The organism is Bosea sp. 29B (assembly GCF_902506165.1).
Lineage (GTDB): Bacteria > Pseudomonadota > Alphaproteobacteria > Rhizobiales > Beijerinckiaceae > Allobosea.
In genome coordinates this window covers 2,178,836-2,191,647 of the sequence record NZ_LR733817.1, presented here as the reverse complement: position 1 = coordinate 2,191,647, position 12,812 = coordinate 2,178,836, and the positions used below count along the sequence as shown (strand labels likewise).

General features: G+C 67.3%; 11 protein-coding genes. 2 read left to right on the top strand and 9 right to left on the bottom strand.

The genetic code is table 11. The features are described from left to right. The 9 genes from tsaE to GV161_RS10680 all read right to left on the bottom strand — a co-directional run bounded on the left by tsaE (window position 1) and on the right by GV161_RS10680 (window position 10,066). A complete protein-coding gene (tsaE, locus tag GV161_RS10720; protein ID WP_152013157.1) occupies window positions 1–1,617 on the bottom strand; it encodes a tRNA (adenosine(37)-N6)-threonylcarbamoyltransferase complex ATPase subunit type 1 TsaE in 1,617 nt (538 codons plus the stop codon). Then, window positions 1,614–4,049 carry a PAS domain-containing sensor histidine kinase gene (locus tag GV161_RS10715; protein ID WP_159650213.1) on the bottom strand — a complete coding sequence of 812 codons (2,436 nt, stop codon included), beginning with the start codon at window positions 4,047–4,049 and terminating at the stop codon, window positions 1,614–1,616. Before GV161_RS10715 ends, tsaE begins: the two co-directional genes overlap by 4 nt. A 485-nt stretch (window positions 4,050–4,534) precedes the next feature. Then, entirely contained in the window at window positions 4,535–5,953 is a 1,419-nt protein-coding gene (gene ahcY / locus GV161_RS10710; protein WP_152013159.1) for an adenosylhomocysteinase, read from the bottom strand. A gap of 96 nt (window positions 5,954–6,049) precedes the next feature. Then, window positions 6,050–6,190, bottom strand: a complete 141-nt coding sequence (locus tag GV161_RS10705; protein WP_159650212.1) for a hypothetical protein — start codon at window positions 6,188–6,190, stop codon at window positions 6,050–6,052. An 11-nt stretch (window positions 6,191–6,201) separates the two neighbouring features. Further along, entirely contained in the window at window positions 6,202–6,534 is a 333-nt protein-coding gene (locus tag GV161_RS10700) for an HPr family phosphocarrier protein (RefSeq protein WP_152013160.1), read from the bottom strand. A 17-nt stretch (window positions 6,535–6,551) separates the two neighbouring features. After that, window positions 6,552–6,953 (bottom strand): PTS sugar transporter subunit IIA, encoded by a 402-nt coding sequence (locus tag GV161_RS10695; protein WP_057189350.1) that lies wholly within the window; start codon window positions 6,951–6,953, stop codon window positions 6,552–6,554. Window positions 6,954–7,058: 105 nt separating this feature from the next. Beyond that, window positions 7,059–7,511, bottom strand: coding sequence for an HPr kinase/phosphatase C-terminal domain-containing protein (locus GV161_RS10690; RefSeq protein WP_152013161.1), 453 nt, complete (start codon window positions 7,509–7,511; stop codon window positions 7,059–7,061). Further along, window positions 7,508–9,211: a sensor histidine kinase gene (locus tag GV161_RS10685; RefSeq protein WP_244623969.1), complete on the bottom strand. Its 1,704-nt coding sequence runs from the start codon at window positions 9,209–9,211 to the stop codon at window positions 7,508–7,510. The genes GV161_RS10690 and GV161_RS10685 overlap by 4 nt, the downstream gene beginning before the upstream one ends. A gap of 153 nt (window positions 9,212–9,364) precedes the next feature. After that, window positions 9,365–10,066: a response regulator transcription factor gene (locus GV161_RS10680; RefSeq protein ID WP_152013163.1), complete on the bottom strand. Its 702-nt coding sequence runs from the start codon at window positions 10,064–10,066 to the stop codon at window positions 9,365–9,367. A 147-nt stretch (window positions 10,067–10,213) separates the two neighbouring features. On the opposite strand from GV161_RS10680, the gene GV161_RS10675 reads away from it, so the two are divergent. Together GV161_RS10675 and GV161_RS10670 are read left to right on the top strand one after the other, a co-directional pair. Continuing rightward, window positions 10,214–10,963: a DUF2470 domain-containing protein gene (locus GV161_RS10675; RefSeq protein WP_152013164.1), complete on the top strand. Its 750-nt coding sequence runs from the start codon at window positions 10,214–10,216 to the stop codon at window positions 10,961–10,963. A gap of 210 nt (window positions 10,964–11,173) precedes the next feature. After that, window positions 11,174–12,784 carry a phosphoenolpyruvate carboxykinase gene (locus GV161_RS10670; protein WP_152013165.1) on the top strand — a complete coding sequence of 537 codons (1,611 nt, stop codon included), beginning with the start codon at window positions 11,174–11,176 and terminating at the stop codon, window positions 12,782–12,784. The last annotated feature ends 28 nt before the right edge of the window (window positions 12,785–12,812 follow it).

The window sequence follows — 12,812 nt, the reverse complement described above, 5'->3', positions numbered from 1 at the left end:
TCAGGCCTCGCTCTGCTCGGGCTCGGGCCGGTCCTGTTCCGCGGAATCGGCCTCCGCCTTCGCCTCCACCTTCTCCTGCCCGGCATAGAGCTTGGGCAGATAGGTCTCGTACCAGGCCTTGAGCTCGGCGAGCGCTGGCTGTTCGAGGTTGCGGCGCAGGTAAGCCTCGATCCGCGGCAGGTGCTTGAGATAGCCCGGCTTGCCGTCTCGCCGGTCGAGCCGGGCGAAGATGCCGGCGATCTTGGTGTTGCGCTGGGCGCCGAGGATCGCATAGGCGCGGGCGAACCGCGGGACGTCGAAGCTCGGATCGGTGCCGCGCCGCGCGCCGGCATAGGCCGCGAGCAGGCGCAGTTCCAGCGCCGCCGGCACATCGACGCGGGCGTCCTGGCCGAGCGAGACGAGGTCATAGGCGGGGTGGCCGAGCACCGAGTCCTGGAAGTCGATCAGGCCGAGCCGGGCATGGCCGACGCGATCGGCCAGCCAGAGCAGGTTCGGCGAGTGATAGTCGCGCAAGGTCCAGGTCGCCGGCGTCTCGAAGAGCTCGTCGAAAAGCTTCTCCCAGATGCGGCTGAACTCCGACCGCGTCACTGCCGGCAGGGTGACGCCTGCGATATGCGGGGCATACCAGTCGAGCACCAGCTCGGTCTCGATGGCGAGCGCCTCGCGATCATAGTCCGGCAGGACATGGTCGCGCGCCTCCGCGACCGGCAGGATCGTCGGCAGCGCATGCCGGTGCAGCTCGGCGAGCAGGCGGGCCGCGGCCTCGTAGCGATCGGGGATCGGCCCGTCGGCGCCGACCACCGGCTCATTGCCGAGGTCCTCGATGATCAAGAGGCCGGTGACGAGGTCCTGCGCCAGGACCTCCGGCGCCGAGAGACCGAGCGAGCGCAGGGCCTTGTCCATGGCGACGAAGGCGTCGACGGTCTCGGCGAGATGGGCGATGGCGCTGTAGGGCTTGCCCTGGCGGATCGCCGGCCCATCCGGGCGCGGCGGCGAGATCATCAGGATCGCGGTCTCGCCGGACGGCCTGATCAAGCGCTCATAGGCACGGCTGGAGGCATCGCCGAGCATGAACTCGCGCTTCGCCTCACTCCAGCCGGCTTCGTCGATCAGGCGGCGCGCGCCGATCGCGAGCGCCAGCCGCTGGCGCCAGAGCACGCCGCCCGAGAGCGTCGCGATCCGGCTCTGCTCGGGGTTCTCCGGATCGACCTCCAGCACGATGTCGAGCCTGCGGCCTGCCGGCAAACGCGCGCCGGCACGGTCAGGCCATTCGACGATGGTGATCGCGAGGTCGAGGTCCTCGATCAGGCCGATATCGTCGAGCTCGTCGGGGCTGCGGACGCGGTAGAGATCGGCATGGAGCAGGAGCCCGCGCGGGCTGTCATAGCTCTGCACCAAGGTGAAGGTCGGGCTCGGCGCCTCCAGCGCCGCATCATCGGCGAGGCGGCGCAGCATCGCCCGCGCCAGCAGCGACTTGCCGGCACCAAGATGGCCGGAGAGCGCGACGATGTCGCCGGTCTTCAGGATGTCGGCGATGTCCTGCGCCAGCCGCACCGTCGCGGCCTCGTTCGGCAGGATGACGACATGGGTACCCGCCCGCGCGGCTTCGTCACTCATTCAGCGGCGTCCGAGATGCGCATGCCTTCAGGCGGAAAGACGGCGGTGACGCGCGTGCCCTGGCCCAGGGCCGAATCGAGCTCGACGCGCCCGCCATGCAGTTCGACGATCGAACGGACCATCGACAGGCCGAGCCCGACGCCGCGATGGCGCGACCCCAGCGAATGGCTCTCGAAGCGGTCGAACACCTTTTCCTTGACCTCGTCGGGGATGCCGCGGCCCTCGTCGGCGACGGTGATGCGGATCTCGCCGCCGAAGCGGCCGGCGCTGACGCGGATCGTCTGGCCGGGCTGCGAGAAGCCAATCGCGTTGGACAGCAGGTTGAACAGGATCTGGCGCAGGCGCTTGGGATCGGCGCGCAACGGGCCGGTCTGCGGGGCGATGTCGACCTGCAGCCTGAGCTTGCTGTCGGTGAGGCGGTCCTGCAGCCCGGTCGCGGCCTGGGCGATGCTCTTGGCGACGTCGACCTCCTCGAGATCGAGCGCGAGCGCACCATTGTCGATCGAGGCGAGGTCGAGGATGTCGTTGATGATGGCGAGCAGCGCCCCGGAGGAGCGGACGATGTGGCCGGTATAGTCACGCTGCTTGTCGTTGAGCGCGCCGACCGTCTCCTCGCCGAGCAATTGCGCGAAGCCGATGATGTTGGTCAACGGAGAGCGCAATTCATAGGAGACGTGGTGGACGAACTCCTCGCGCAGCCGCGAGACGCGCTCCAGCGCCTCGTTGCGCTCGGTCAGCGCCCGCTCGACGTTCACGCCGGCGGTGACGTCGGCGAAGGTGATCAACGTCGCGCCATCCGGCAAAGGCGCGGCGGTGCAGTCGAGCACCGTGCCGTCACGGCGCTCCATATGGCAGCGATAATCCTCGCGCGCATCGCGCACGCCGGCGACCGCGCTGCGGATCTCGGTCCAGACGGCATCGTCCGGGAAGAGCGGCCGGCTCAAGGCCACGACCTCGTCGATATGCGGCGCCGCAGCGGCGCGCTCCGGCGAGAGCTTCCAGAGCTGGGCGAAGGCGGGGTTGGAGAGCTTGAGGCGCCCGTCCGACCCGAACACGGCGACGCCTTCGCGCAGCGAGTCCAGCGTCTCGCGCTGGGTGCGCGAGAGCGCGTTGAAGCGCGATTCCAGAGTGAAGCGCTCGGTCTCGTCGTCGAAGAGGTAGGTCACGCCGCCCTGCGGGTTCGGGCTGGCGACGACGTGGACGGTGCGACCGTCGGGCAGATACCACCAATCCTCGCTGGCGCGCGTCGCGGTGTAGGCAGCATGGACCTGGGCCTTCCAGGTGCGGTAGTCGCCGAGCTCGGGCAGGCGCCGCTCGGTACGCAGGCGGTCGAGGATCTCGCCGTCGCCTGGGCTTGAATCGAGGAAACCCGGATCGAGCGACCAGAGAGCCTCATAGCCGCTGTTGCGATAGACCAGGCGCTGCGAGGCATCGAAGACGGCGACGCCGGTCTTCAGCCGGTCGAGCGTGCGCACATGCGCGTCCATCTGGCGCTGCAGGTCGGCGCGGACCGCCTCGAGCTCGCTCATATCGGTGGCGATGCCGGCATAGCCGGAGGGCGTCGGCGTCTCCAGGACGTCGACGATGCGGCGCTGGCCGGCCATCACGACGGGCGCGCGCAGCTGGAAGACACGCCCATCCTTGCGGGCCTTGGCCGCCGCCTCGCGCTCGCTGCGATCGAACAGGTCGAGCCCCGCCGTGACCGCCTGCTGGCTGTCGGCGGCCTCGACGGCGCGGGCATAGGCTGCGTTGACCCAGCTCAAGCGGCCATCGGTCGCGCGCATCCAGACCGGCTGAGGCACACCGGCGAGCAAGGTCGTGAGCGCGGCATGGTCGGTGGCGAGCTTGCCGAGCTCATTCTCCAACGCCAGCGCCCGCGCCCGTTCGCCGCCGACCTCGCGCAGGCGGATCACGGCGCGACCGGCGACGGGCCGGCCTTCCGCATCGACGAAACGCCCCGCCTTGGCCTTGAAGGTGAAGGAGAAGGCCTCGCCGCGCTCCTTGAGGGCCTCGGTCGCCAGCTCGAGGCGCTTAGCCTCCGCCGGCGGCGCCCAGGTTCCGTATGCCAGCGCCGGGGCGGGGCCGCCGATGCCAAGGAAGCCGCTATCGCCCTCGACCATAGGGCTCGCTTTCGGCCCGTCCCAGCTCAGCACGACCTGCCGGTCTGTCGCGAGCAAGGCACTGAGCCGCTCCTGATGGCCGCGCGCCGCTTCCAGCCCGGCGGCGAGCTCGCCTTCCCGGCGGGTCCAGCGCGAGCGCTCGCGGACATAGAGGATCGAGGTGGTGGTGGCGAAGACGACGAGGCCGACGAAAATCAGGGAAAGACCGCCAGTGCTCAACCAGTCCGCCCGCAGGGGCAGCAGCGCCTCGGCCTGTGCGAGAGCCGGAACCGGCGCAGCGCCGGCAAGCCCGGGCAGAAGGAGGCGGACCACTCCGTTCATCTCCCGCCCGACCTGCCTTGCCCGTCTCATTCTCGCATCCGTCCTGTTCCAGGCCAATCTTCCGGCCGTAGCCGGCGGGTCGCCGCCAATGCGACAACCGGCCATGGCCCCCTTCAGGGATCCACACCCGCAACCCGCAAAGCCACCGCTGCACGAAACCGGGCGCCACATGCGAAGCCTGCCGGCAGCCCGAATCAGTGCCACTGTAATCACCGCATGACTCCGGCAGGAAGTGCTTAATCGACGGTAAAGGCCAAATGGCGACGGCCGGGTTCGAGACAGGCAGAAGGGCATCAACACGTTGATACTGGCCGCACTCGTGCATCTATTAGTAGTATGAAAGGCAATGATTGGCCCTGAATGCGAAAAAGCCCGGCGCAAGGCCGGGCTTCTGAAAAATGGGCGCTGGGTCCGGGAAACCGGTTCCCGATGGCGCGATGTCGCTCCGCCCGGCCGGCAGCGGCCGGGCGAAGACGTCAGTAGCGATAGAGCTCAGGCTTGAACGGGCCGGCCTGCGCGACGCCGATATACTTCGCCTGGGCATCGTTGAGCTTGGTCAGCTTGGCGCCGACCTTGGCGAGGTGCAGCGCCGCGACCTTCTCGTCGAGGTGCTTGGGCAGGGTGTAGACCTTGTTCTCGTACTTGCTGTGGTGGTTCCAGAGCTCGATCTGGGCAAGCGTCTGGTTCGAGAACGAGCAGGACATCACGAAGGACGGGTGGCCGGTCGCGTTGCCGAGGTTCACCAGGCGGCCTTCCGAGAGCAGGATGATGCGCTTGCCGTCGGGGAACTCGATCTCATCGACCTGCGGCTTGACGTTGTCCCACTTGAAGTTCTTCAGGCCGGCGACCTGAATCTCCGAGTCGAAGTGGCCGATGTTGCAGACGATGGCGCGGTGCTTCATCGCGCGCATGTGGTCGACGGTGATGACGTCGAGGTTGCCGGTCGCGGTGCAGAAGATGTCGGCGCGCGGCGCGGCGTCTTCCATCGTGACGACCTCATAGCCTTCCATCGCCGCCTGCAGGGCGCAGATCGGGTCGATCTCGGTGACGAGCACGCGGCAGCCGGCCTGGCGCAGCGAGGCAGCCGAGCCCTTGCCGACGTCGCCATAGCCGGCGACGACCGCGACCTTGCCCGACATCATCACGTCGGTGCCGCGGCGGATGGCGTCGACCAGCGACTCGCGGCAGCCATAGAGGTTGTCGAACTTCGACTTGGTGACGCTGTCGTTGACGTTGATCGCCGGGAAGGGCAGGCGACCCGCCTTGGCGAGTTCATAGAGGCGGTGCACGCCGGTGGTCGTCTCCTCGGAGACGCCCTTGATCGCGGCGCGGGTCTTGGTGAACCAGCCCGGATTGGCCTTCAGCTCGCGCTTGATCAGCGCGAAGAAGATCGTCTCTTCCTCATTGCCCGGCTTGTCGAGGAAGGCGGCGTTGCCGGCCTCGGCCTCGGCGCCGAGGATGATCAGCATGGTCAGGTCGCCGCCATCGTCGAGGATCATGTTAGGGGTGCCGCCGTCGCCCCAGGTCGCGGTGCGCAGCACGTACTCCCAGTACTCCTCCAGCGTCTCGCCCTTGATGGCGAAGACCGGGGTGCCGGTGGCGGCGATCGCGGCCGCAGCGTGGTCCTGGGTCGAAAAGATGTTGCAGGAGGACCAGCGCACGTCCGCGCCGAGATCCTTGAGAGTCTCGATCAGCACGGCGGTCTGGATGGTCATGTGCAGGCAGCCGGCGATGCGGGCGCCCTTGAGCGGGGCCTTGCCCTTGTGCTCGGCGCGGATCGCCATCAGGCCCGGCATCTCGTCCTGGGCCATGTTGATTTCCTTGCGGCCGTAATCCGCGAGGCTGATGTCCTTGACGACGTAATCCTGCTTCGACACGGGGAGGCTCCAATCGATCGTTCTTTGAATGACGGCGGCTCTCTAGCAGGGTGCCTGCGAGAAGGCAATCAAAGATATAAAGATGTCTTTATATCCATCGCGGAACGGTAGCCTTCACCACAGCCACCAGCCCTTCTCCCGACCCCTGCGGATCGAGAGGTGGCCGGTCAGAAACATCAGGACAAAGCCGACCAGGGCTGCGAGCGTCACGACGAGATCCACGGAGGCGAGCAGCGCGGAGATCGTCGCCCACATGGCAGGGCCGCCTACTCGCCCTCGCCGAACCTGTCGGCGACGAGCGCGCCCAGCGCCTGCAGTGCGTCCTTGGCGTCGGCGCCCTTGGCGACCACGGTGATGGTCGAGCCGATGCCGGCGCCCAGCGTCAGGATACCCATGATCGAAGTGGCGCCGACCGTCTCGCCGCAGCGGGAGACGGTGATGTCAGCGTCGAACTGACCGGCGCATTGCACGAATTTCGCGGTGGCGCGGGCGTGCAGGCCCTTCTTGTTGACGATCTGGAACTCGCCATAAACGGCGCCGGCCGGAATCTCGACCTCGGTGCAATCGCAATCTTCGTCGCGGATCTCGTCTTCGCGCATGCCTTGCACGCCGAACCTCATTTGCCCGCGAGCACGCGGCTGGCCACCGTGATGTATTTCCGGCCCGCATCCTGCGCGCTGCTGACGGCCTCGTCGAGGGTCTTCTCCTCGCGCACGCTGGCGAGCTTGATCAGCATCGGCAGGTTGATGCCGGCAACGACATCGATCCGGCCCGGCTCCATCACGGAGATGGCGAGATTGGAGGGCGTGCCGCCGAACATGTCGGTGAGGACGATGACGCCCTTGCCGGTCTCGACCTGCTCCACCGCCGCGATGATGTCGCGCCGACGGCCTTCCATATCGTCATCGGGCGCGATGGCGATGGTTGCCAGGTTGGCTTGCGGGCCAACGACATGTTCGAGCGCGGCGCGGAATTCCGTCGCCAGGTGCCCATGCGTAACAAGCACGAGTCCGATCATTCAGTCCCACCGAAGAGCGCCCATCGGCGCCCGGACAAGGTCGCGGTTTATGCGGCAGGTGCGAAAGATAGGCAAGGCGCTTGTCTCGAACTCGTCCAAGACAATTCAATCAGAGCCGGCGAAGAGCGCAAGCGCCGTCAGGATCAGACGTTCGTCGCCGGCCCTCGGCAGCACGGACAGCCGCGGCAAGGTGATGCCGGCGATGGTCTCGACCAGCGCCTCCGGTTCCGGCATGCGCTCGGGCTCGGTGCCGCAATCGATCACCAGCCGGAGCACCGCGACGGCTAGATGCGGCTCCGGCGTCAGGCCGAGGCCGCGGCGCTCGACCAGCCCCTCGATCGGCGGCACCGGCGCAGCGAGGAGGCGGCCGGCCTTGACGGCAATTTCAGTGCGATCGTCGGCGATCAGCCTGGCGAAGCGGCCTTGCGACTGCGCCAGCCCAATTAGCGCCAGCGCCAGGCTGGATTTGCCGGCCCCGGAGGGGCCGCGGATCAGGATGCCGGCTTCGCCGATGACGACGGCGCTGGCATGCAGGCGAAGCGGGGGCGTAGCGCTCATGCCGGCTGCGCCGCTGCCGGCAGCCGCACGATGAAGCGGGCGCCGAGCCGCTTGTCCCCGCCTTCCGACTGCTCGGAGGCGTAGCGGTTCTCGGCCCGGACCGTGCCGCGATGGGCTTCGACGATCTGGCGCGAGATCGACAGGCCGAGGCCGGAATTCTGGCCGAAGCCGCTTTCGGGCCGGTCGGTGTAGAAGCGCTCGAAGATCCGCTCCAACGCATGCGGCGGAATGCCGGGGCCGTCATCCTCGATGGTGATCAGCACGTCGCCGGCGACGCGCGAGAGCTTGACCCTGACCGGCTTGTCGGCCGGCGAGAAGGAGCGGGCATTCTCGATCAGGTTGACGAAAACCTGGCCGAGGCGGGAATCATGGCCGAGCACGCGGAAGGGATCGGCACCGGGGCGCTGGCCGCGCCGATCAACCGCAAGCTCGACGACCGGCTGGCCCTCGCGGCGAATCTGATTCTGGACCGAGACGACCGCCTCGATCAATTGGGCGACGTCGAGTGGAGCCGCATCGTCGCGGGCGAGCTCGGCATCGAGGCGCGAAGCATCGGAGATATCGGTGATCAGCCGATCAAGCCGCTTCACGTCATGGCGAATCACCGCGAGCAGGCGGCTGCGGGAATCCTCGTTCTTCGCCAGCGGCAAGGTCTCGACGGCGCTGCGCAGCGAGGTCAGCGGGTTCTTCAGTTCATGGGCGACGTCGGCGGCGAAGCGCTCGATCGCCTCCATGCGATTGTAGAGCGCCTGGGTCATCTCGCGGAACGAACCGGAGAGATGGCCGATCTCGTCATGGCGGCTGGAGAAGTCCGGGATCTCCTCGCGCGACTTGACGCCGCGGCGGACCCGCTGAGCGGCGTCGGCGAGCTTGCGGATCGGCTCGGCGATGGTGCCGGCGAGCAGCACCGAGAGGATGATCATCACGCCGGCCGCAACCGCGAAGACCTGGAAGATGGCGTAGCGCTCGGAGGCGATGACGGCGTCGATGTCGCCGCCTTGGGTCGACAGCAGCAGCGCGCCGCGCACGGCCCGGAAGCGCTGCACCGGCACCGCCACCGAAACGATGGTCTCGCCGCGGGTGTTGACGCGCACCACGCTCGCCGGCGAGCCGGCCAGCGCCCGTGCGACCTCGGTGTAGGACCTGCCGTTGGCATTGGCGAAATCGTCATAGGCCGGCACGTCGGCGCGGCCGAGTCGGTTGCGCAGCAGGTTCCAGGTCCGTTCGAGCAAGGGCGGCTCGTCGCTCTCGCCGATGCGCGGCAGGTCGAGCCGCAGGATGTCGCCGCGCGAATAGAGATTGCGCGAGTCCAGCGTCAGCATCCCGTCCTTGTCGTAGATGCGGGCGCGCGTCTTGGTCGGCGTCACCAGCCGGCGCAGCAGCGGAGCGACCTTTTCCGGATTGATCGAGAAATCGAGCGGGTCCTCGGCGATGGCGCCGCTCTCGCCGGCCTGCATCTGCAGGAGCTTGTCGGGATCGATCGCGATCGTGTCGGTCTCGACCGTGGCGGAGGCGGCGATGGCGCCGGCAATGATCTCGCCCTGGGTCAGGAGGCTCTGCACCCGCGCCTCGATCAGGCCCTCGCGGAACTGGTTGAGGTAGAGGAAGCCGACGAGCAGCGCGACGAGTCCGGCCAGATTGAGGACGACGATGCGCCGGGTCAGGCTGGACGCGGCCCGCCCCGAGACGGCGCGCAGCATGCGGCGACCGAACAGGGCGGCGCGACGACGCAGCGTCAGCCCCGGCCGCGGCCCGCCAGTACGGGCCCCTTCCTGTTCGATCGTAGCCATGAGCGGCTCTTACCCTGTCCCGGCGCGCGCGCAAGCGTCGTCATGGCCACGCTGGGGTGCTTCTCAGGTCTCCTTGAAGCGGTAGCCGACGCCGTAGAGCGTCTCGATCATGTCGAAATCGACATCGACCTGGTTGAACTTCTTGCGCAGGCGCTTGATGTGGCTGTCGATGGTGCGGTCGTCGACATAGACCTCGTCGTCATAGGCCGCATCCATCAGGGCGTTGCGGCTCTTGACCACGCCCGGGCGCTGCGCCAGCGACTGCAGGATCAGGAACTCGGTGACGGTCAGCGTCACCGGCTCGCCCTTCCAGGTGCAGGTGTGGCGCTCCGGATCCATCCGCAGCAAGCCACGCTCCAGCGCCTTGGCATCCTCGGTGCGAACAACCGCGCTCGCATCCTTGGCGCCGGCCCGGCGCAGGATCGCCTTGACACGCTCGACCAGGAGGCGCTGCGAGAACGGTTTGCGGATGAAATCGTCGGCGCCCATCTTCAAGCCGAAGAGCTCGTCGATCTCCTCGTCCTTCGAGGTCAGGAAGATCACCGGCAGGTCCGACTTCTGACGCAGGCGGCGCAGCAGCTCCATCCCGTCCATGCGCGGCATCTTGATGTCGAAGATGGCGAGGTCGGGCGGATTCTGCTTCAGCCCGTCGAGGGCGGAGGCGCCGTCCGTATAGGTCTGGATGCGATAGCCCTCGGCCTCCAAAGCGATCGAAACCGAGGTCAGGATGTTGCGGTCGTCGTCGACCAGCGCAATGGTTGGCATAAGCTTTTCCGGCTCTTTGTGTGCTGGCGTTACAATCAAAGGGTCCACTCTCGCGCGAGAACGGCCAAAGCATGGCTGCAATCTAGCCAAGCCAAGGCGGTTTCGCTACGTCTCCCCTCGAAAACACTTAAGACTGCGAAAAGTGCCATGGCGACCGATCCGATCAGGCCGACAGATGCCAGCGCGCGCGGATTGGCGCGCGGCCTGCTGCGCAGCGCGCGCTCGGCCTCCCTGGCGACGCTGACACCGGAAGGGCACCCCTTCGCCAGCCTGACCAGCCTCGCGACCGACATCGACGGCACGCCGCTGATCCTGGTGTCCTCGCTCTCCGGCCATACCGGCAATCTGATCGCCGATCCACGCTGCTCATTGCTGATCGCGCCCGGCGGCAAGGGCGACCCGCTCGCTCATGCCCGGATCACGCTGCTGACGAGCGCCGAGAAGATCGAGCGTGACAGCGATTTCGGCCGGCGCGTGCGCCGCCGCTTCCTGGCGCGCCAGCCGAAAGCCTCGCTTTACGTCGATTTTCCCGATTTCTCCTTCTTCGCGCTCAGGCTCCAGCGCGCCAGCCTGAATGGCGGCTTCGGCCGGGCCTATGAGCTCGAGGCAGGCGACGTGCTCAGCGACTGCTCCCAAGCCGGGGCGCTAGTCGAGGCGGAGGAGGGCGCGGTCGACCATATGAACGAGGACCATGCCGACGCGATCGGGCTCTACGCCACCAGGCTGCTCGGCGGCGAGGAGGGCGCATGGCGCCTCTGCGGCGTCGACCCCGATGGCGCCGACCTGATGCTCGGCGACAAGGCGCTGCGCCTGCCCTTCGACGAGCCGGTGACCACGCCCGACGCGCTGCGCACGACCCTCGTCGCCCTCGCCGGCAAGGCCCGCGCGACGGCCTGAGCGCGACGATTCACCACAGCTGAATTTTTTAAACGATTTAGGTCTGCTATGGTCATCCATGAGCCGGCCTCGTGACTTGAGCCGGCGTCGTCATCCGCCTAAAGAGCCCTCCACGTCACCGGTCCATCGGGCCCATAGTGGGGCTCAGCCCCACTCCAATCACGACGCCGGCTTCGCCTGGCGACGGCTACTCGGCAGGAGGAATTGCCAGTGGAGACCATCGGTCACGTCAACCCGAACAGCGGCGCCGACTCATTCGGCTTCCGCGGGCTCAAGGCGGTCTACTGGAACTTCGAGGCAGCGCGCCTCTATGAGGAATCGCTGCGGCGCGGCGAATCCCAGCTCGCCCGCGGCGGTGCGCTTTGCGCCGACACCGGCAGCCATACCGGCCGCTCGCCCAAGGACAAGTTCGTCGTCAAGGACGCGCTGACCGAGAAGAGCGTGTGGTGGGAAAACAACGGCGCGATCTCCTCGGAGCAGTTCGAGACCCTGCTCGGCGACTTCATCAAGCACGCCGAAGGCAAGGAGCTGTTCGCGCAGGACCTCTATGGCGGCGCCGATCCGGCCCACCGCGTCAAGGCGCGGGTCTTCACCGAGCTCGCCTGGCACTCGCTGTTCATCCGCAACCTCTTGATCCGGCCCGAGGCCGGCGAGATCGGAGGTTACGTACCTGAGCTGACGATCGTCGACCTGCCGACCTTCAAGGCTGATCCGAAGCGCCATGGCTGCCGCAGCGAGACGGTCATCGCGATCGACTTCTCTCGCAAGATCGTGCTGATCGGCGGCTCCGCCTATGCCGGCGAGATGAAGAAATCGGTCTTCACCTATCTGAACTACACGCTGCCGGCCAAGGGCGTGGTTCCCATGCACTGCTCGGCCAATGTCGGCTCCAAGGACGATCCGGCGATCTTCTTCGGCCTCTCCGGCACCGGCAAGACCACCCTCTCGGCCGATCCCGACCGCACCCTGATCGGCGATGACGAGCATGGCTGGTCGAAGGACGGCATCTTCAATTTCGAGGGCGGCTGCTACGCCAAGACGATCCGCCTCTCGGCCGAGGCCGAACCGCAGATCTTCGCGGCCTCGCAGCGCTTCGGCACCGTGCTCGAGAACATCGTCATGGACGAGATCTCGCGCGAGGTCGATTTCGACAACGAGACGAAGACCGAGAACACCCGTTCGGCCTATCCGCTCGACTTCATCCCGAACGCCTCGCGCTCGGGCCGCGCCGGCACGCCGAAGAACATCGTGATGCTGACCGCCGACGCCTTCGGCGTGATGCCGCCGATCGCCAAGCTGACCCCGGCCGAGGCGATGTACCACTTCCTCTCCGGCTACACCGCCAAGGTCGCCGGCACCGAGCGCGGGCTCGTCGGCGTCCAGCCGGAGTTCTCGACCTGCTTTGGCTCGCCCTTCCTGCCGCGCCATCCGTCGGAATATGCCAATCTGCTGCGCGATTTCATCGCCAAGCACCATGTCGACTGCTGGCTGGTGAACACCGGCTGGACCGGCGGCGGCTACGGCACCGGCCGGCGCATGCCGATCCGCGTGACGCGCCGCCTGCTGACGGCGGCGCTCGACGGCTCGCTCAACCGCGCCGACTTCCGCCGGGATCCTTATTTCGGTTTCGCCGTTCCCACTTCGGTGCCCGGCGTCGAGCCGCACATCCTCTATCCCGTCAAGACCTGGCAGGATAAGGCCGCCTTCGCCGAGACCGCGAAGAAACTGGTCGGCATGTTCGCCAAGAATTTCGAGAAGTTCGAGGCCCATGTCGACGACGCCGTGAAGGCCGCCGCGCCGACGAGCTCCCTCGCCGCTTGAGCGGAGCGCATTTCAACGTGCTATGAGA

Bases quoted from the DNA above. Each gene is read 5' to 3' on its own strand.
- GV161_RS10685 (WP_244623969.1), bottom strand. From the start codon at position 9,211: ATGCTGCGCGCCGTCTCGGGGCGGGCCGCGTCCAGCCTGACCCGGCGC.
- GV161_RS10675 (WP_152013164.1), top strand. From the start codon at position 10,214: ATGGCGACCGATCCGATCAGGCCGACAGATGCCAGCGCGCGCGGATTG.
- GV161_RS10695 (WP_057189350.1), bottom strand. From the start codon at position 6,953: ATGATCGGACTCGTGCTTGTTACGCATGGGCACCTGGCGACGGAATTC.
- tsaE (WP_152013157.1), bottom strand. From the start codon at position 1,617: ATGAGTGACGAAGCCGCGCGGGCGGGTACCCATGTCGTCATCCTGCCG.
- GV161_RS10680 (WP_152013163.1), bottom strand. From the start codon at position 10,066: ATGCCAACCATTGCGCTGGTCGACGACGACCGCAACATCCTGACCTCG.
- GV161_RS10705 (WP_159650212.1), bottom strand. From the start codon at position 6,190: ATGTGGGCGACGATCTCCGCGCTGCTCGCCTCCGTGGATCTCGTCGTG.
- GV161_RS10700 (WP_152013160.1), bottom strand. From the start codon at position 6,534: ATGCGCGAAGACGAGATCCGCGACGAAGATTGCGATTGCACCGAGGTC.
- GV161_RS10690 (WP_152013161.1), bottom strand. From the start codon at position 7,511: ATGAGCGCTACGCCCCCGCTTCGCCTGCATGCCAGCGCCGTCGTCATC.